This is a genomic window from Lysinibacillus sp. CD3-6 (assembly GCF_006351725.2).
Taxonomy (GTDB): Bacteria; Bacillota; Bacilli; order Bacillales_A; family Planococcaceae; genus Lysinibacillus.
The window spans coordinates 30,063-49,683 of the sequence record NZ_CP085880.1 but is presented as its reverse complement, the minus strand read 5'-3'; the positions used below and the strand labels follow the sequence as shown (position 1 = coordinate 49,683).

The 19,621-nt window shown below is 37.8% G+C and carries 18 protein-coding genes, 1 tRNA gene, 1 other RNA gene, 1 pseudogene and 1 other annotated feature; of the genes and pseudogenes, 5 read left to right on the top strand and 16 right to left on the bottom strand.

The features are described from left to right. Positions 1-17 precede the first annotated feature (17 nt). Positions 18-285, bottom strand: an RNA gene (gene ffs / locus FH508_RS00205) — signal recognition particle sRNA large type. A 183-nt stretch (positions 286-468) separates the two neighbouring features. On the opposite strand from ffs, the gene FH508_RS00200 reads away from it, so the two are divergent. The 4 genes from FH508_RS00200 to FH508_RS00185 all read left to right on the top strand — a co-directional run bounded on the left by FH508_RS00200 (position 469) and on the right by FH508_RS00185 (position 4,216). After that, positions 469-561: transfer RNA gene (locus FH508_RS00200), tRNA-Ser, on the top strand. A gap of 146 nt (positions 562-707) precedes the next feature. Then, on the top strand, positions 708-1,970 hold the full coding sequence (locus tag FH508_RS00195) for an ATP-binding protein (protein ID WP_228134232.1): 1,263 nt from the start codon (positions 708-710) through the stop codon (positions 1,968-1,970). Further along, complete coding sequence (locus FH508_RS00190; protein ID WP_024362951.1) at positions 1,971-2,849, top strand: response regulator; 879 nt, start codon at positions 1,971-1,973, stop codon at positions 2,847-2,849. Positions 2,850-2,941: 92 nt separating this feature from the next. Further along, positions 2,942-4,216: a cation:dicarboxylate symporter family transporter gene (locus FH508_RS00185; protein ID WP_228134231.1), complete on the top strand. Its 1,275-nt coding sequence runs from the start codon at positions 2,942-2,944 to the stop codon at positions 4,214-4,216. 45 nt (positions 4,217-4,261) lie between these two features. On the opposite strand, the gene FH508_RS00180 is transcribed toward FH508_RS00185, so the two are convergent. The 11 genes and pseudogenes from FH508_RS00180 to FH508_RS00135 form a co-directional block, all read right to left on the bottom strand. Further along, on the bottom strand, positions 4,262-4,882 hold the full coding sequence (locus FH508_RS00180) for an RraA family protein (RefSeq protein WP_228134230.1): 621 nt from the start codon (positions 4,880-4,882) through the stop codon (positions 4,262-4,264). 217 nt (positions 4,883-5,099) lie between these two features. Next, positions 5,100-5,591, bottom strand: coding sequence for a methyl-accepting chemotaxis protein (locus tag FH508_RS24075; RefSeq protein ID WP_370635732.1), 492 nt, complete (start codon positions 5,589-5,591; stop codon positions 5,100-5,102). 42 nt (positions 5,592-5,633) lie between these two features. After that, positions 5,634-6,008 (bottom strand): annotated as a pseudogene (locus FH508_RS24070) (PAS domain-containing protein); the annotation flags it as partial. A 149-nt stretch (positions 6,009-6,157) separates the two neighbouring features. Then, entirely contained in the window at positions 6,158-6,688 is a 531-nt protein-coding gene (locus tag FH508_RS00170; RefSeq protein WP_228134228.1) for an LOG family protein, read from the bottom strand. Between the two features lie 404 nt (positions 6,689-7,092). Then, a complete protein-coding gene (locus FH508_RS00165; protein ID WP_228134227.1) occupies positions 7,093-7,761 on the bottom strand; it encodes a deoxynucleoside kinase in 669 nt (222 codons plus the stop codon). After that, positions 7,761-8,396, bottom strand: a complete 636-nt coding sequence (locus FH508_RS00160) for a deoxynucleoside kinase (protein WP_305068704.1) — start codon at positions 8,394-8,396, stop codon at positions 7,761-7,763. Before FH508_RS00160 ends, FH508_RS00165 begins: the two co-directional genes overlap by 1 nt. 336 nt (positions 8,397-8,732) lie before the next feature. After that, positions 8,733-11,144, bottom strand: coding sequence for a heavy metal translocating P-type ATPase (locus tag FH508_RS00155; RefSeq protein ID WP_228134226.1), 2,412 nt, complete (start codon positions 11,142-11,144; stop codon positions 8,733-8,735). A gap of 81 nt (positions 11,145-11,225) precedes the next feature. Next, complete coding sequence (gene copZ, locus FH508_RS00150; protein WP_228134225.1) at positions 11,226-11,432, bottom strand: copper chaperone CopZ; 207 nt, start codon at positions 11,430-11,432, stop codon at positions 11,226-11,228. Between the two features lie 57 nt (positions 11,433-11,489). After that, complete coding sequence (locus tag FH508_RS00145) at positions 11,490-11,822, bottom strand: metal-sensitive transcriptional regulator (RefSeq protein ID WP_228134224.1); 333 nt, start codon at positions 11,820-11,822, stop codon at positions 11,490-11,492. An 82-nt stretch (positions 11,823-11,904) separates the two neighbouring features. Next, positions 11,905-12,858: a cation diffusion facilitator family transporter gene (locus FH508_RS00140; RefSeq protein ID WP_228134493.1), complete on the bottom strand. Its 954-nt coding sequence runs from the start codon at positions 12,856-12,858 to the stop codon at positions 11,905-11,907. Positions 12,859-12,894: 36 nt separating this feature from the next. Continuing rightward, on the bottom strand, positions 12,895-13,230 hold the full coding sequence (locus FH508_RS00135; protein WP_228134223.1) for an ArsR/SmtB family transcription factor: 336 nt from the start codon (positions 13,228-13,230) through the stop codon (positions 12,895-12,897). A 137-nt stretch (positions 13,231-13,367) separates the two neighbouring features. On the opposite strand from FH508_RS00135, the gene tadA reads away from it, so the two are divergent. After that, entirely contained in the window at positions 13,368-13,892 is a 525-nt protein-coding gene (gene tadA, locus FH508_RS00130) for a tRNA adenosine(34) deaminase TadA (protein WP_228134222.1), read from the top strand. A 149-nt stretch (positions 13,893-14,041) separates the two neighbouring features. Here the strand turns inward: tadA and FH508_RS00125 are convergent, their stop codons facing one another. The 4 genes from FH508_RS00125 to pdxT form a co-directional block, all read right to left on the bottom strand. Beyond that, entirely contained in the window at positions 14,042-15,616 is a 1,575-nt protein-coding gene (locus FH508_RS00125) for an amidohydrolase (protein WP_228134221.1), read from the bottom strand. 258 nt (positions 15,617-15,874) lie between these two features. Further along, positions 15,875-17,209: a sigma 54-interacting transcriptional regulator gene (locus tag FH508_RS00120; protein WP_228134220.1), complete on the bottom strand. Its 1,335-nt coding sequence runs from the start codon at positions 17,207-17,209 to the stop codon at positions 15,875-15,877. A 223-nt stretch (positions 17,210-17,432) separates the two neighbouring features. Continuing rightward, positions 17,433-18,713 carry a serine--tRNA ligase gene (gene serS, locus FH508_RS00115; protein WP_228134219.1) on the bottom strand — a complete coding sequence of 427 codons (1,281 nt, stop codon included), beginning with the start codon at positions 18,711-18,713 and terminating at the stop codon, positions 17,433-17,435. A gap of 78 nt (positions 18,714-18,791) precedes the next feature. Next, positions 18,792-19,008 (bottom strand) — a binding site (T-box leader). Between the two features lie 48 nt (positions 19,009-19,056). Continuing rightward, the gene (pdxT, locus tag FH508_RS00110; protein WP_228134218.1) at positions 19,057-19,620 is read right to left on the bottom strand and encodes a pyridoxal 5'-phosphate synthase glutaminase subunit PdxT; all 564 of its coding nucleotides are present in this window, start codon (positions 19,618-19,620) and stop codon (positions 19,057-19,059) included. Position 19,621 lies beyond the last annotated feature (1 nt).

Here is a 19,621-nt window from a genome sequence, read left to right as displayed (position 1 = left end):
GAATTGGCAATTTAATGCCGTGCACCTTTCTTCGACAGCCGCACATAAGCGTTACTCTTGTCGTTAGCTCAGATTAGGCAACCCCGCGGCACATGAATAAGACCACTTAATGCTGCTTCCTTCCGGACCTGACATGGTTCATGGGTATCCATTGCGCAGGACCCAATCGTCAACACTACGTGCAAAAGGCAGACCAAACAATACGGACAGCCTCGAAAAAGGAATTCAGTCTCGCTAGAGCGGATTGCGAGTTACAGGACACCGCTACCTTCCCACCTAGCACGGCAATAACTAGTATACTTTCAGTTTTCATAAATTGCAACGAATTGCACAAATTATTTATATTCGTTATTACAAAATAATAAGAAGAAATATAAACAAAATTATTTTTTTAAAAAAGATGTTGACGTGAAAATCAAAACATGATAAATTAGTTCTTGTCGATAAGATAACACAGCAATATAGTATGGAGGTATACCCAAGTCTGGCTGAAGGGATCGGTCTTGAAAACCGACAGGCGGGTAACACCGCGCGGGGGTTCGAATCCCTCTACCTCCTCCATTTTTAAAATACCGACTACATAATGTAGCCGTTTTTTTTTGCTCAAAATTGTATGTCATACTTATTAAATACCACTTCCTTTTAGGTTGTGGTATTTTTTTATTAGCTATTTTGCTTCTACTAAAAATTTAGGGAGGATATAAAATATGTACTCAAAGGTTTTTTTATCTCGTACTTCCCTCACATGGATTTTATTAATTGCCATATTAACTGCTCTCGGTAGTGAAATTAAAATTATCCCATTCGCTAATACGTCTTTTCGATTTGGCTTAGGAACGATCATTTTCTTTTTATGCACATTGCTTAAACCAACACCTATTATTTTTGCTGGCGTCGCAACAAGTATTGTAACAACTGCATTACGAACTGCTATTAGTTTCTATACACAAAACATATCCATATTAGAAGGTATCTATATTCATTTACCTGCAGCTACATTTTATTTATTATTTGCAATATGTCTGCAATATTTAAATATTCATCAATATCGCGAAAAGCCACTTAAGTTAGGGTTACTTGTTGCCCTAAGTGAGGTCATTAGCAATTTAGCAGAACAGTTGCTACGTTTCTTTGTACAATCTTATACAATTTTATTCATTCATGACTTACTGATTTTATTCGCTGTTGCCTTGTTACGAAGCTTTTTTGTTGTCGGAATTTATAGCTCTATTTTAATTGCTGAGCAAAAAAAGCGTGTACAAGAAATACTAACGATTGGCTCAGACTTATATGTAGAGACACTTTATTTAAAAAAGTCTATGAATCATATTGAGGCAATTACCGCCAATGGATTTGATTTATATCGTCAATTAAAAGCTCAAGGCAATCGCTCTGAAAGTTTACAGGCGCTTCATATTGCCCAGGAAATTCATGAGGTTAAAAAAGATTCCCAACGTATTTATGCAGGGATATCTAAAATCGTCGGCGATAAGAGCTTTGGTTCATTACGATTATCAGAATTATTACATTATATAGAAGACGGTAATAGTAAATATAGTGAATTACTCGGTAAAGAAATTCAATTTAACATTACTTTAAAGACCGATTTTGTAACGAATGAGCATATTGCCCTTCTAGCCCTTTTAAACAATTTAACTGCCAACGCCATTGAAGCAATAGAAGGACAAGGTGTCATATCTATTGATATTCAGCAACAAGAGGTTGATACTGTAATAACAGTTAGTGATGATGGAAAGGGAATCTCCGAAAGTGATCTTTCTATTATTTTTGAACCTGGCTATACGACAAAATATAATGTCGAAGGTGTAGCAGCTACAGGAATTGGACTTTCACATGTTGCCGAATTAATTTCTAAATTAAACGGCTCTATTTCAGTTGAATCAAATAACTTCAAAACAGTGTTTAAAATTATAATTCCTACGCAAACTATTCAAACGGGAGAGACTTAAATGAGGTATTTTATTGTAGATGATGATCGTGCTAGCCGCGTGATGCTAAAACAAATTATTGAAGATAGTGGTTTAGGCACAGTCATCGGCGAAGCACGTAATGGAGTGGACGCCATTCCTCAAATATTAATGACACAGCCAGAGTTTGTGCTAATCGATTTACTTATGCCTAAGCTTGATGGTATAGCTACAGTGGAGCATCTTCTCCAAAATCGATTTGAAGGACAGTTTATTATGATTTCTCAGGTTGTAAATAAAGAAATGGTTGGCGAGGCGTATGAACAAGGTATTGACTTCTTTATCCATAAACCGATTAACCGTATCGAAGTGGAGAATGTTTTACGCAAAACAACAGAACAGTTTCGCCTTAAAAACTCTCTATTAGTTATACGACAATCGTTGACTAACATCGACCTAAGTGAGCAGATAAACAATAAGGCCACTTCACGAGATCATATTCAATCCATTTTAAATGATATGGGTATTGTCGGTGAGATAGGCAGTGAGGATATTATAGCAATTATCGAAACATTGCTAGCACATCAGCATAAAATTGCACCACTTCCTCCTTTAAAAGAGCTTTATGAGGAAATAGCAGCTGTCACAAAGTCCACTCCAGATGAAATTTTAAAAGAGAGTAAGGCTATTGAACAGCGTGTGCGTCGAACAATTTTAGCTGCGATGATTAACCTCGCCAATTTAGGGGTAGTCGATTATACAAACTCAGAATTTGAATACTATGCACCTCGATACTTTGACTTTAAAGAGATTCGTCAGCTTATGACACAGATTGAAGACCACGGAAATCGCAAAGCAAAGGTCAATATAAAGAAGTTTATACAGGTGTTATATTCAGACATTTTAACAAAAGTAAATTAATTTTCTCGGATTTTGTCGGATTTTATAAGTCCTCCGTATTATTAAAGTAAGGCATGTCCTAAAAATTTTAATATAGGGGAGGAATTAAGATTTTGAAAAAGAAATTTAAACTCAGTTTAGCCGCTCAGATTCTAATCGGTTTAATTTTAGGGATTATTGTTGGTGGTATCTTTTATGGAAACCCCAAAATTGAGACATATTTACAACCACTAGGAGATATTTTTCTACATCTAATTAAGATGATCGTGGTACCTATTATCATTTCGACATTAATTGTTGGTGTTGCTGGAACTGGAGACATTAAACAGCTCGGAAGATTAGGCGGAAAAACGCTTATTTACTTTGAAATTATTACAACAGTTGCAATTGTTGTTGGTTTACTTTCAGCTAACCTGTTTCACCCAGGTGCTGGCATAAATATGAACGAACTTTCGCAAGGGGATATTTCGAAATACGTTACAACAACTGAAGAAGTACAACATGAAGGACCATTCGATATTATTGTAGGTATTGTACCAACAAATATTATTCAATCAATGGCTGAAGGCAATATGCTTGCTATCATTTTCTTCTCTGTTATTTTCGGTTTAGGGGTAGCTGCAATTGGAGAACGAGGAAAACCAGTATTAGACTTCTTCCAAGGTGTAGCAGACGCGATGTTCTGGGTAACGAACCTTGTAATGAAATTCGCTCCAATTGGGGTATTTGGTTTAATTGGTGTAACCGTTTCCAAATATGGGTTTGCTTCCCTCATTCCACTTGGTAAGCTTGCAATACTTGTTTATGCAACGATGATATTCTTCATCTTCATCGTACTAGGTCTTGTAGCAAAATTTGCTGGAGTCAACATTTTCTACTTGATAAGAGTATTAAAAGACGAATTAATTTTAGCGTTCTCCACTGCTAGTTCGGAAGCCGTATTACCACGTGTAATGCAGAAGATGGAGAAACTAGGTGCACCGAAAGATATTGTATCCTTTGTTATCCCTACAGGTTATTCATTTAACTTAGATGGTTCAACATTGTATCAAGCAATCGCTGCATTATTCATTGCTCAAATGTACGGTATTCATTTAAGCATCGGAGAACAAATTACGTTAATGCTTGTATTGATGGTTACTTCTAAAGGTATTGCGGGTGTACCAGGGGTATCATTCGTAGTATTACTTGCAACTTTAGGTACTGTTGGTATTCCTATTGAAGGTTTAGCATTCATTGCAGGTATCGACCGTATTCTTGATATGGGACGTACAGTAGTAAACGTAATCGGTAACTCTTTAGCGTCATTAGTAATGGCGAAATGGGAAGGCCGCTTCGATAAAGAAAAGATGAAAAACTACTTTAAAAACAACGAAAATTTAGCTTAATACAAAAAAATCCTCACGATGGACGAATGCATCGTGAGGATTTTTTTATTTTGCTAGTACTTTATCTAAATAAGCAATAATAGACTCTTTGCCGTTTGCATGTGCTTCTTGTGCGCGTACTTCATCCTTTTCCACTTTAAGCTCCGCGGCTGCTACAATGCGCTCCGCATCCTCCTGTGGAACAACAATAACACCATCAACATCTCCGATAATATAATCGCCAGGCTGCACGGTTACACCGCCAATAGCAATTGGTACATTAACTTTGCCACCGCCATTTTTATTGCCAGCAGCTATAGTCGTACCAAGAGCAAATACAGGGAAATCCAGCTCGCGAATGGCAGCAATATCTCGAATAACACCATCCACTACGAAGCCCTGTACACCAATACCCTTTGCTAAAGAAATAACAAAATCCCCTGCAACTGCTCGATTTGTATTCCCCTTTGCATCAATTACTAAAATATCGCCCTCATTAGCAGCTCGAATCGCTTCTAGTACCGCTCCATTTTCTCCGTCTGGTAAACGTACAGTAACCGCTCGTCCCGCTATTTTAAAATGCTCGGCTAACGCTTTAATATTACTACGTAAATTTGTATGGCCCCCAGTTGCATCGGAAATTGCTGTCGTTGGTAAATGTTTAAAACTTACTTCCACCTTTGTCATACACAACACCCCTATTTATAATTTATGAAGCCCTTTCACAATTATTGTAAATAAAATGCAGCTACTATTTCAATATATTTAGAAAACTTATAGTGTTATTAATAAATGAACATACAAGAGTGGCTAATTTACTGGCATCCGTCTGTGCTAGCCTTTATAAGAAAATAAAAAAGCCTGTGGCAGTTTAGGCTTAATCGCCACTTGCCGCACGCTCGTTTTAAATTATTTCGATAAATTGTTTTGATCGTTCATCTAATGCCTCAGCAGCAGAAGCAATTTCAGCAAAATCACTTGTTGTGACATTTATTTGCCCATTAGACTTTTCAACTTCCTCAGAAATCCGTGTAATGCTTTCGGTAACTTGCCCAATCTCACGAACAATGCCTTCCACATTTTCTTTTACTTCTGAAATCGATTGCTCAACTCTAACTGAAAGTTTCCGAACCTCTTTTGCTACAACATCAAAGCCTCTTCCATACTCACCAGCTCTTGCAGCTTCAATTGCTGCATTTAAAGCGAGTAAGTTTGTTTGAGAAGCAATCCCTTGAATGGTTTTGACAATACCTTTAATCGATTCAGCTTGATTTTGTAAATGGGCAAGATTTTTTACATTCTCCGTAGATTCTTTTGATACTTGTTGAATAGTTTCAAGTAAACGCTCACTATTTTTTATACCTGCCTCTGAACGACTATAAAGCTCGGTGGACATTTGTTTCAACTGATCTGCTACATTGACTATCGTTTTTTGACGATCAGTTACATTTGTTGCGATTTTAGATACGCCGATGACTCTGCTGGAGTTATTCTCAAATACAGGCATATAGGTCGCCTCAAGCCAAATGCTATTGCCTTGGGCATCCATCCGCTCAATTTTATCCTGATAACTATTACCTGCTGTCAGGTTGCGCCAAAATTTTTCATAGTCAGGGCTTTTTAAGAAGTTAGGAAAACAAAATTCTCTATGGTCTTTTCCGATCATTTCCTCAACTGTATAGCCCATTGTTTTAGCAAAAAGTTCATTTACATACGCCACTTTACGATGCATATTAAAACGAATAATCGCTATATTGCGTTCTATTGCTTGCACGACTAAATCATCTGTGACTTGTGTATCAATTTTATTCATAAAATCCACCTCCGTCGTCCTAATTTACTAGTGTGAGTCATCCTGTATTTTCTTTTATAATAAATTAGATTGTTATATATTATAATATAACTAATTGTATATTAAAAATACTATAAATTTTCATTTTTGGTACTTTATTCTCATTATTGTTATTCTATTAATGCTAAAACTTCTTCCGCTGTTGTAGCTACCCTAATTAATGCTTTGTGTTCTGCACGGATAAAACCTTCCTCTAACATTCGATTAAAATGTTGCAGTAGTGCATCATAAAACCCATTCACATTAAATAAAATAACGGGCTTCTCATGCAATCCAATCTGAGCCCATGTAAATACCTCAAAATATTCATCCAATGTACCGCCACCACCTGGCAACGCAATAAAGGCATCCGCTAAATCTACCATTTTTGCCTTGCGTACATGCATTGACTCTACGAAATGAATTTCTGTCAATGAAGCGTGGACGATTTCTTGTTTTTGTAAATGAGTTGGCATGACACCAATTACTTCTCCCCCTGCTGTTAAAGTAGCATCTGCAACTTTCCCCATTAATCCTATTTTAGAGCCTCCATATATAACACCATGACCGTGTTTCGCTAATACTGTTCCTAACTCAGTTGCTTTTTCAGCATAGATGGGATTAACGCCTAATCCTGAACCACAATATACCGCAATCTTCATCCTTATTCCTCCTATTACAAAAGACGTGATTACAATAAGCTTCGTATTGTCTCACGTCTTTTGGTCTTTTTATTTTTATTTAGCCTTGCGATTTTATTCTTTACGTATAAATTATAACTTGTTTAGGCCTGCCGCTTCGCTTTCGGCCAGAATGCATGAATTTCCTTTACTTTAAAGTCTTTACGATTGCATAGGGCTTCTCCTATTTCCGTAAATGACTTGTTTGTGCCTGCCGCTTCGCTTTCGGCCAGAACGCGTGGATTTCCTTTACTTCAACGCATTTACGTTTGCCTAGGACTTCTCCTATTTCCGTAAATGACTTGTTTGTGCCTGCCGCTTCGCTTTCGGCCAGAACGCATGGATTTCCTTTACTTTATAGTCTTTACGATTGCATAGGGCTTCTCCTATTTACGTAAATGACTTGTTTGTTTTAGCATATGACTGATACGGCTCACAATTGATTCAATTGCGTCTGGATTTTTCATTAAATCATAATCATTAATATCTAAACGTAGTACTGGACATGAATTAAAATTATTAATCCAATCTTCGTAGCGCTCATGCATTTCAATCCAATAATCATTTGGTGTTTGCTGCTCCATCTCACGACCGCGCTCTTGGATACGGCCAATGACGTCATCGATCGGCCCCTCTAAATAAACGACTAAGTCTGGGTGTGGGAAATAAGGGGTCATTACCATGGCATCAAATAAATTACGATATGTCTCGTAATCTATCGGACTCATTGTCCCTTTATCAAAGTGCATTTTTGCAAAAATCCCTGTATCTTCATAAATAGAGCGATCTTGAACAAAGCCACCACCATATTCAAAAATACGTTTTTGCTCTTTAAAACGTTCAGCTAAGAAATACACTTGTAAGTGGAAGCTCCATTTTTCAAAGTCATCATAAAATTTATCTAAATACGGATTGGTGTCTACTTTTTCAAATGATGTACGGAACTTTAACGCTTCTGCTAGCGCCCTTGTCATCGTTGACTTTCCTACACCTACAGTCCCAGCAATTGTAATGACAGTTTGTGGGGGAATATCATATTTCTCTCTCAAATTCATTATTGCAAGCTCCTTTGTTGTAACGTTTCTTCAATTGTTTTTAAAACATATTGTAAATCTTGCGGGTTTTTTACAAAATCAAGCTGATCTCCGTTAAATCGTATAACAGGAATTTCAGGATGCAACTTCTCAAAATGTTCAGTAAAGGTATGATAATCTGCTACCAGTTGCTCCATGTATTCACGAGAAATCATTTTCTCAAATTCACGCCCTCGTTTAGCAATGCGTTGCATTAATGTATCTACACTGGCATGTAAATAAACGACTACATTTGGCACAGGCATATCCTTCGTTAAAATCTGATAGATTTCTTCATACTTATCATACTCGGCAGGTGCCAACGTACGTTTCGCGAAAATTAAATTTTTAAAAATATGATAGTCCGATACAACAGAGTTTTTTTGTGCCAACCGCATTTTTTTGATATCTGTTAATTGCTTATAGCGATTACATAGGAAGAACATTTCGGTTTGGAAACTCCATTCCTCAATATCTTCATAAAACTTATTTAAAAACGGATTCTCGTCTACTATTTCTTTTAATAGATGGTAATTAAATGTCGCTGATACCTCTTTTGCCAAAGAAGTTTTGCCTACACCAATCGGACCTTCTACCGCAACAAATGGAACTGTCACCAGAAGTTCCTCCTTTATGTTTAGAATTCTATGAGTCAATTATGTCCTTATTTTAAGGCTGTATTGTTTAAAACTAAAAATGAATCAGTGCTTTTCATTGTATCATAGTGAGAAAATGAAAAACAGAATCAACATGAATCTCAATTTTTAACATTTTTAGTCCAGCATTCTTGATAGATACGCCAATAAAAAAAGACCCACCGTAGTGGGTCCAAATATTGCGATTGATTTCTGCTACGGTTGACGCTTTCCTCAAACAAACTATCAATAAACTACCTCTTCGTAATTCCCACTTTTAGTTTAGAAATTGTTTGAGAATTGTTTGAGTGCCTGTCACTATAATTTCACTCGTTGTAGACGTAGGGCATTTAAGACAACAGATACGGAGCTGAATGCCATCGCTGCGCCTGCTACCCATGGTGCAAGTAGACCCATTGCTGCAATAGGAATACCTAATGTATTATAAGCAAATGCCCAAAATAGATTTTGTTTAATATTGCGCATTGTTTTACGACTCATAATAATTGCTTCCGCAATGCTATTTAAATCTCCACGAATTAACGTAATATCAGCGGCTTCCATTGCGACATCTGTACCTGTACCAATGGCCATCCCAATATTTGCTGTTGCTAATGCAGGTGCATCATTTATGCCATCTCCTACCATCGCAACGTTTTTGCCTGCTGCTTGAAGTTTTTTCACTTCATCTGCTTTTCCTTCTGGAAGTACTTCCGCGATAACGTCATTAACACCAACTTCATCTCCAATTGCCTGTGCAGTGCGTTCGTTATCGCCTGTCATCATAATGACTGTAATGCCCATTGCCTGCAAACGATGAATTGCTTCTTTGGAAGTATCTTTTACTGTATCTGCTACAGCAACGAGACCAGCGAATTGACCATTAATAGCAGCCAACATTGCCGTTTTACCACTCTCTTCGAATTGCTCCATCGTTGGCAATATATTTTCAATATCAATATCGTATTGTTGCATTAATTTACGTGTTCCAATGACAACACCTTGACCAGAAACAGTTGCTTGCACACCATAACCAGGTATTGCCTCAAAAAATTGAACATTGCCAAGCTCGATACCTTTATCCTCAATTCCTTGAACAATTGCTTGTGCTAACGGATGCTCCGATTGTTTCTCCGCTGCACCAATTAATGAAAGAACATGTGTCTCCTCTTGATTGGCACCCAGTACGACATCCGTTAACACTGGTTTTCCGTGTGTAACCGTCCCTGTTTTATCGACAACAACGGTATCAATGCGTTGCGTTTGTTCTAAATGTTCGCCACCTTTAAATAAAATACCAAATTCAGCAGCTCGACCAGAACCTGCCATAATAGAAGTTGGGGTCGCTAATCCTAGTGCACATGGACAAGCAATGACAAGAACGGCAATTAAAACTTCAAGTGCTGGTGTAAATTCCCCTGGTTTTACCCATATGATCCAAATAAGGAATGTCACAATAGCAATACCAACAACGATTGGTACAAATATGCCAGAAATTTGGTCTGCTAGACGTTGAATAGGTGCTTTTGAGCCCTGTGCATCTTCAACGACTTTGATTATTTGTGCTAATGCTGTATCACGACCAACTTTTGTAGCCGACATTTTCACAAAACCATTTTTATTAATTGTTGAACCGTATAATACATCACCTTGCTTTTTATCTACTGGAAGACTTTCCCCCGTTAGCATGGATTCGTCAACAGCCGTTGTGCCCTCTAATACGGCACCATCAACTGGAATTTTCTCACCTGGTTTCACTAATAAAATATCACCTATTACAACTTCCTCTAACGGTACTTCTTTTTCTACGCCGTCACGCACAACGATAGCGGTTTTAGCTTGAAGGCCCATTAGCTTTTTAATAGCCTCCGATGAGCGACCTTTAGCTTTTGCCTCGAATAATTTACCTAATAATATTAACGTAATTAAAACGGCACTCGTTTCAAAATAGAGATGTGGGCCGTGGTGCGAATTGATTGTGACAATTGCTTGATAAACACTGTAGAAATACGCCGCAGAGGTCCCCATAACGACAAGAACATCCATATTGGCACTGCCATTTCGAAGTGCTTTATATGCTCCTACGTAAAATTGTCTCCCTATAATAAATTGAACTGGTGTAGCTAACACTAATTGCACCCATGGATTCATTAAAAAATCAGGGACATATAAAAATGAGGTAAAAGAAAAATGGCCAACCATCGTCCACAATAGTGGTAGCGAAAGAATAGCAGACAAAATGAGTTTTTGTTGCTGTTGTTTTATAGCCTTTTCTCGATAATCTTCGGTTGCTTGCTCATCCGCTTTTTGGTGAGCTCCATAACCTAATTTCTCTACCTTTCCGATTATGTCCGATACAGAAACTTCTGTTGGATTAAATTCAATTGTTGCGTTTTCAAGAGCCAAGTTAACAGAAGCTGTTGATACGCCTGACAGTTTATTTAACCCTTTTTCTATGCGTGTCGCACAGGCAGCGCACGTCATACCAGTAATATCTAGTTCCGTTTTTTGTTTCACCACGCCATATCCTAATGCTTCAATCTTTTTTTCAAAATCTGCCTCATTCAATTTTGCTGGATCATATTTTATCGAGGATTTTTCAAGCGCTAAGTTTACAGTTGCTTGCTCGACACCCTCCATTTTGTTTAACCCTTTTTCTATTCGAGTTGCACAGGCTGCACAAGTCATACCAGTAATTTGTAAATTCGTTTCCTTGAACTCAGAACTCATTACCTTTCCTCCTTCTATCATACCGACAGGGGGTATATAGATTTGAAAATAATAGAGTGCTTTTTGAGCACCCTACTTATCTTATTCTACCTCATAACCTTGATCGTCAATCGTTTCTTTAATTTGCGCAAGTGAGACTTGTGCATCGTCAAACGCTACATCTACCAAACCATCAGCTAAATTTACTTTTACTTGTTCTACACCAGCGAGTGCACCGACACTTTTCTCCACTGAATTAACACAATGTCCACATGACATTCCTTGTACATTTAAAGTTACATTTTGCATAAAAATCTCTCCTTTAAGTTTAAAATGTTATATAAGAGTATATACCCTAAAAAATCATTATTTTTTCATTAATTTCTGAATGGTCACTACTAATTCATCTAGGACCGCTTCATCGCCCTCAGAGAGACGATCAACGACACAGCCTTTTAAATGACCTTCTAATAAAATTTTCGCTACGCTATTTAAAGCGGATTGCGTGGCAGACAACTGCGTAATTACATCATCACAGTAAACGTCCTTTTCAATCATTCCCTTAATGCCTCGGATTTGACCTTCGATTCGATTTAAACGAGTCGTTAAATCCTTTTTTACGCGCTCAGGGTGGTGACTTTTACGACATGACGCAGTTTCTTCTGTTTGACAAGCATCATCTTTCACTGTGTCCTCCAACTACTTCACCTCCTATTTGATTATTATCATACTATACCCACGAAGGGTATGTAAAGTAGGCAATTTATTTTTTTCTAACTTTTTAATCATGATTGTGCTGATGGGCTTGCTCACTTTTAATATTACATAAAATTGATGCATCATGAAGATTCCCCACTGTTTCCAGTTGAATCGTTACATGCTTTATGCCCTTATGTTCAAGATTATGTTCAATTTCACGTAATATATGCTCGCTATCTCCAATACTGAGCTTACTATCGACTACTGCATGACACGAAAGAGCATTTGTACCACTTGTAATCGTCCAAATATGAAGGTCATGAATACTTTGCACACCTTCAGTTTGCTCGATTATTTGAATAATTTCCTGTGCATCTACATTTGACGGTGTTCCTTCCATAAGAACATGGATAGACGCCTTTGTGACAAAATATCCACTACGTAGTACTAACACTGCGACAATGACACTTGCAAGTGGATCTGCCCAACCCCAGCCGAAAAACATAATAACTAATGCAGCAATGATGGCGCCTACAGAGCCAAGCATATCGCTAAGAACATGTAAAAATGCACCGCGCATATTCAAATTGTCTTGTGTATCGCCACCACGCATCATAATCCAAGCAACTAAAATATTTACTAAAAGGCCAATAACACTAATAATGAGCATTCCTGACGTTGCCACTTCTGGAGGATTTGCAAAACGCTCAATTGCTTCATAGAAAATAAATAGTGCTATTAATATTAATGTCACACCGTTTAATACAGCAGCTAATATTTCAAACCTTTTATAGCCATAAGTTTTACTTAAACTAGCTGCCTTTTCTCCAAACATAAAAGCAAGTAGTGCAATTGCTAATGAAATCGAATCACTTAACATATGTCCAGCATCTGATAAAAGCGCCAAACTATTTGTTAAAACCCCGCCAACCGCTTCAACAACCATGTAGCTCGTAATGATTATAAAGGATAGTAAAAGTACCTTTTTATTTGCGCCATGTGTATGATCATGGCCGTGATCGAGATGATGCCCCATCATTTTCCCCTCCAAAAATTTATTCATCCTAAACGTTTAATTGTGTGTAGCGTGTTCTATTGCTTGCTTTAATAAATTCATGATGTGATCATCATCTTTTGAATAATATAAGCTTGTTCCTTCTCTCCTAAATTTAACTAATCTTAAATTTTTTAAAAATCGTAATTGATGGGATACTGTTGATTGACTTAAGTTTAATATTTCAGCAATGTCGTTAACAGAGTGCTCATCAGAGCATAATAAATTTAAAATCCGTATTCTTGTCGGATCACTCAGTGCTTTGAACGTTTGAGATACAACAAATAGCGTTTCTTCGTCTAAGTGCTGTCCCTTGCCACTCTCTACTTCTACTTGTTTAACTTGTTCATCCATTTTCCATTCCCCCAATGTTTATTTATATATGATCATGTGTTCATATATAAATATATATGGTTATTTTAGGAATGTCAATTCAAAGCAAAGCACAAAACTCCACCCGCGTGATACACTATTTATAAGGAGAGATACTAGTGGACATTTTTAAAACAGACCGTATGTTTATGGGCCAAGCTTTAGAAGAAGCGAAAAAAGCTGCCTTGCTTGGCGAGGTGCCAATAGGAGCCGTTCTTGTATACGAAGGGGAAGTCATTGCGCGAGCGCATAATCTACGTGAAACAACCCAAAATGCAACAACGCATGCTGAATTAATGGTTATTCAGGAGGCATGTAAAAAAATAGGTAGTTGGCGTCTTGAACAAACAACGCTTTATGTAACGCTGGAACCTTGCCCTATGTGTGCTGGGGCCATTTTGCAATCACGAGTACCACGTGTCGTCTATGGTGCGCGAGATATGAAAGCAGGTTGTGTTGATTCACTCTATCACTTATTAAATGATGCTCGCTTTAACCATGAATGTGAAGTTACAGAGGGCATTATGGCGGAAGATTGTGGCCAAATTTTAACGGATTTTTTCCGTGCATTGCGTGAACGAAAAAAGGCGGAGAAAAAGGCGCGTAAAATGGCGGAAGGCACAGAATCTTATAAATCACTGTAGCTTAAATTTTCTTTGCTCTCATATGAAAAAGGTACCTCCAAATTGTGAGGTACCTTTTTCTTTTCTATGATTATGGGGATGGCGATATATATGAAATGTGTCGTAGCAGCGACAACATCTTCATAACAAAATATAATTAAGCTTAAAAATTACTGTTTAAAAACACACTCACCTTCAATATACGTTGCAAGTGGCTTCACATTTATAATTTGGTCTTGTGATATTTCGCGAAGGTCTTCTGCTAATATAACGAAGTTCGCTTCATATCCCTCTTTCAACTGACCGACATTTTCCATACGTATCATCTTTTTCGCATCCGCAGTATAAAGCTGCAATGCTTCTTCTACTGAAATGCGCTCTGCGGCGCCTAAATCTGTTCCATCATATGCAGTACGTGTAACAGCTGCCTGAATCGTTACGAATGGATTAGATGCCTCAGCCCAAGATGTCGCTGGGGCGTCTGATGATAAAGCAGTTGCAATACCTTGCTGTAAAAATGTTTGCACCCCATATAATGTTTGCGTTTTCTCTAGGCCGAGATTTTGTAGGTAGCTTTCAATTTCACAAAATAGGAAGATTGGTTGTGGCACAAAGCCAATACCCCATTCAGCCGCCTTTTTCAAAGCGCTTTCTGATGGCATCGCTGCATGCTCAATACGAACAGATGGTGCATCTGTTAACCATGCTTCTTCTTCATAAAAAGTATCAACGATTAAGTCTATTGCTTTGTCACCCATTGCATGAACGACTAATTGAATACCATACTTCCTTGCTACAGTAGACGCTGCTAAAAGTTCCTCTTTTGTCGTCATAGCAATACCTGTTTCAGTACTGTTTAAAAATGGCTCAGAAACAAGCGCTGTACGTCCCGATACACTACCATCCGAAAATAACTTAATTCCACCTATATATGCACCCGCTTGGGGATCTAAATTATCTTCTACTAATAAGTCATGCTTTTGTATATCATCCCATACATAATTAACCGCGACACGTTGCTTCAAACCTTTACTACGTGCCTTACGATATAAAGTTAAATAATCAAGAGGACTTACCGTTGCCATCATTTCTGTAATACTTGTTACGCCATAGGAAGCTAAAATATGAGAAAGCTTTACGAGTCTTGCCACAATTTCATCCTCAGAAGGTGACGGTAAATGTTGTAGCACTAAATTGCGCGCATTTTCACGCAGCACACCTGTCGGCTCTCCATTTTGATCTCGGTCAATTTGTCCCCCTTGCGGATTTGGAGTATCCTTTGTAATGCCCGCAATTTCTAGTGCTTTACTATTAACAGAAATAATATGTCCGCACGTACGCATGACGATAACAGGTAAGGCTGTCGATGCACGATCTAAATCTTCTTTTAGTGGTGCACGTTTTTCAGCAAGCTTCCCTTCATCGTAGCCCCATCCTAAAATCCAGCCACGTTGACTAGCGTCGTATTTTTGCAAAGCTACAATCATTTCTTCAATAGAAAGAATTTGAGGTGGTAGACAAGCCACTTGCTCTAGTACATCTGCTAACATTATTGGATGCATATGCGCGTCGATAATACCTGGAATAATTACTTTTCCCTGTAGATCAACAATTTCGCCCTCATATAAAGGCATATCTTCTTCTAAACCGAGCCATTGAATCTTGCCATCAGCAACAACCATTGCTGTAGCAGAGTGACTGTCGGTATTCGCTGTATAAATTTTTGCATTGCGAAAAATTTTCATTATTTTTCAACTCCTATTTCTTCAACACCAAGGTCGTTTTCGTTAGGTCGTTTGCTTTCATTACATGTCAAATCCTACTCAAAAGCCGATGGAATGGCATATAGTGTCGGGAAATACAAAGTAGTGAAAACTAGCATGTTTATAATAAACTGTTCCTTTAAACATCAATAAACTTACATAAGATTTATCTAAATAATAAAAAACTTTTAGCAATGAAAAAAGGAGATAAATTTTTATCTCCTTTTTGTAAAAAAAATTTTACAACAACTCGTATTTTAAACATTTATATTTTAGTAACTGACGTGAGATGCCTAAACGGCGCGCTGTTTCCGCTAAACGCCCTTCCGTTTCCCGCAATTTCTCCGCAATAATCAGTCGTTCATAAGCTTCTGTTAAATCTCGTAAATGCCCTGAGTGAATATTAGGCATCGACGGTTGAGCTTTTTGTTGTACCGTTCTTACAATGCGCTCTGGAATATGCTCTAGTAAAATTTCTTGCCCTGTTAAGTTGTTATAGGCTGTTTCTAGCGCATTTTTTAATTCACGCACATTGCCTGGCCAATGATATTCATAAAATAATTGAAGTACTTCATCACTATAACGAACATCCTTTTGAATTGTATGCTCATTATAAAATTGAATATAAAAATCAAGAATCGCAGGTATATCTTCTTTGCGCATATGAAGCGGTGGCAAATCTATTTGCATAACGTTCAGCCGATAAAACAAATCTTCACGTAATCTTTTTTCTGCTAAAAGTTTATCTATATCTTCATTGACCGTTGTAATATACCTAATATCTAACGGCTCCCCATGCAGTATTTTCAAATCTACTGCATGCAATAATTTCGCCTGTAATGATAGGTCCAGCATATTTAACTGATCAATTAGTAATGTGCCCCCATTCGCCTCCTGCAGTTTTCCTTGATTCCCTTCAGCATCAACACCATAAAGCTGTGAAAAAATATTATCCTCTGTCAATATCGAACAATTGAGTACAATGTACGGCTTCGTAAAACGCTCGCTTTCATTATGAATGCCTTGCGCTATTATATCCTTTCCTGTACCAGTTTCCCCTGTAATCAGAATCGGAGAGTTTTTCTTTGCCCCCCGACGTGCCTTCTCAGTTTGAGCTTTCATTTCTGCATTAACAGAAATTAAATCTTCTAAACGGTAATTTGTATAGTTATCTCGATACAATTTATGTCCGAGGAAATGATCTAAATATTTTATTTGTTTACTCTCATAAAAATGCTTTGAAAACTCAATAGCGCCAATAATTGCTCCTTCTTCGATAATCGGATAGGTTGAGCTTAGCGATGTATAACTAAAGCCATTTAACGTCGTCAAAACCTGTTCAAAGTAAATGATTGGTTGCCCTGTTTGTAGTACTTTAAAAATTGTACTTGTTTCAGTAGATAAATTTTGATAGCTATCAGTCACGGTTTTTTGGAAAAATTCATCTGGTGTTAAGCCAATCTCTAACAATATATTTAAATCTGCTAAATCATAAAAAATGGCGCAGCCTTTTTCATCGGTAATTAAAACATTATCAAACTCTCGTAATGCTTGTGTAAATTGATGTAGAACCATGAATTTTCTCCCCCCTTGTCCCCATGAATTATACTCATTATAACGAATTTTCTAAAATAATGAGAGATTCGAGTGCTAATAAAGCAAAAAAAAGCTATTTTAGAAAATCTAAAACACGATTAACTAAAATAGCTTATAGTATTGTCTTTATTTTTCTATGTGGAATTATTGCATTTCTGTCTGTTGTAGCTTGTTATTACAGATTTGCGACCACAATGGACTTTTATTTTGGTGCAATTACTGTTTTTCCGCCCATATAAGGAACTAATACTTCTGGGATTACTACGCTTCCATCCGCTTGCTGATAGTTTTCAAGGATAGCGGCTACTGTTCGACCAATCGCAAGACCTGAGCCGTTTAATGTGTGCACGTATTCTGGTTTTGCATTTGCTTCACGGCGGAAACGGATATTCGCACGGCGCGCTTGGAAATCCTCAAAGTTTGAGCAAGAAGAAATTTCACGGTACATATTTTGTGCAGGAATCCAAACTTCTAAATCATATTTTTTAGCAGCTGTAAAACCTAAATCGGCTGTACACATTTTTAATTTACGGTAAGGTAAGCCTAATAATTGCAGTACTTTTTCAGCGTGACCAGTTAATAACTCTAATTGCTCGTAAGATTCTTCAGGTTTAACAAATCGTACTAATTCTACTTTATTGAATTGGTGCTGACGAATTAAGCCACGTGTATCGCGACCTGCAGAGCCCGCTTCTGAGCGGAAGCAAGCACTATATGCTGCAAAGCCCTGTGGTAAAGCTTCAATAGGCAAAATTTCATCGCGGTAGAAATTCGTAACGGGTACTTCTGCTGTTGGAATCATAAAGTAGTCTGTATCGTCTACTTTAAATACATCTTCCTCAAACTTAGGTAGCTGACCTGTACCCGTTAAGCTGTCTCGATTCACAATAACAGGTGGTAACATTTCCTCGTAGCCATGCTCTTCTGCATGTAAATCCATCATAAAGCTCATTAATGCACGTTCTAAACGAGCACCTAAGCCACGATAGAATAAGAAACGGCTTCCAGTTACTTTTGCACCGCGTTCAAAATCAACAATTTGTAAATCTGTTGCGATATCCCAGTGTGCTTTAATATCGAAATCAAATGTTGGCACTTCACCCCACGTATATTCCTCTACATTATCGTCTTCAGTAGTACCAACTGGCACAGACTCATGTGGAACGTTTGGTAAACGCATCATCATATCTTTAAATCGATCTTCTACTTCATTTAGCTGTGTATCTAACTCTTTAATCTCATCACCAACTTGACGCATACGTGCGATGACTTCATCAGCATTTTCTTTATTGCGTTTCATAACAGAGATTTGCTCAGACACTTTATTTCGTTCAGCTTTAAGCTCTTCTGCCTTTGCGATTAATTCGCGACGTTTTGTATCTAAAGCTTCAAAATCGTCTAAGTTTCCTAAATCCTCGTTACGTGTTAATAGCATTTCTTTAATTTCCGCAAAGTTTTCACGGACGCGTTTAATATCTAACATCGTTCATACCTCCAGTAATAGAATTCATAATGATGGGCATTTTATTTATGAGAGAACACAAAAAAGCCCTCATCCCATGAAAGGGACGAGAGCTACCCGCGTTGCCACCCTAATTGACCAGACATTTTGCCTAGTCCACTTATCTCATAACGGCATTTCAGCCGGCGACAGCCTACTTCATTTACTTCGACTGCGCAACTCCAGGACGGATTCACAAGTGCCTTTATCAGCTTCCACCACCCGCTGACTCTCTAAAAAAAACGTGCTTGTTACTACTTCCCATCATCGTGTTTACTTATTTAAATTTATCCATACTGTACTATATGATACGAGATTTTGCAAGTCACACCATAGTCGTCACAAAATATTCGAGAATGCGCGAATCTGTCGTTAATTCAGGATGAAATGAACATCCAAGATAATGTCTATCACGTGCTAGCACGATTTTTCCTTCATGCTCAGCTAATACTTCCACACCTGCACCGACTGATACAATATGCGGTGCTCGAATAAAGACAGCACGTATCGCTTCACCGATAGCTGGCACATCCAATGCCACTTCAAAGCTATCTACTTGACGTCCAAATGAATTTCGAGCAACGACAACATCCATAACAGCTAAATGTGGTTCATGATTGACCAGCTCTTTAGCAAGTAAAATAAGACCTGCACAAGTGCCAAACATAGGTAATCCTTGTTGCGCAAATGTCCGTATTGGTTCCAGCAACTCATAGCGATTTAGCAACTTGCGCATCGTCGTACTTTCGCCACCTGGTAAGACAAGGCCATCGAGCCCTACTAAGTGCTCCTTGTGCTTTACTAAAACCGTTTGACACCCGAGTGCTTCTATCATTTGAACATGCTCTCGAACAGCACCCTGTAATGCTAACACTCCGATTTTTTTCATG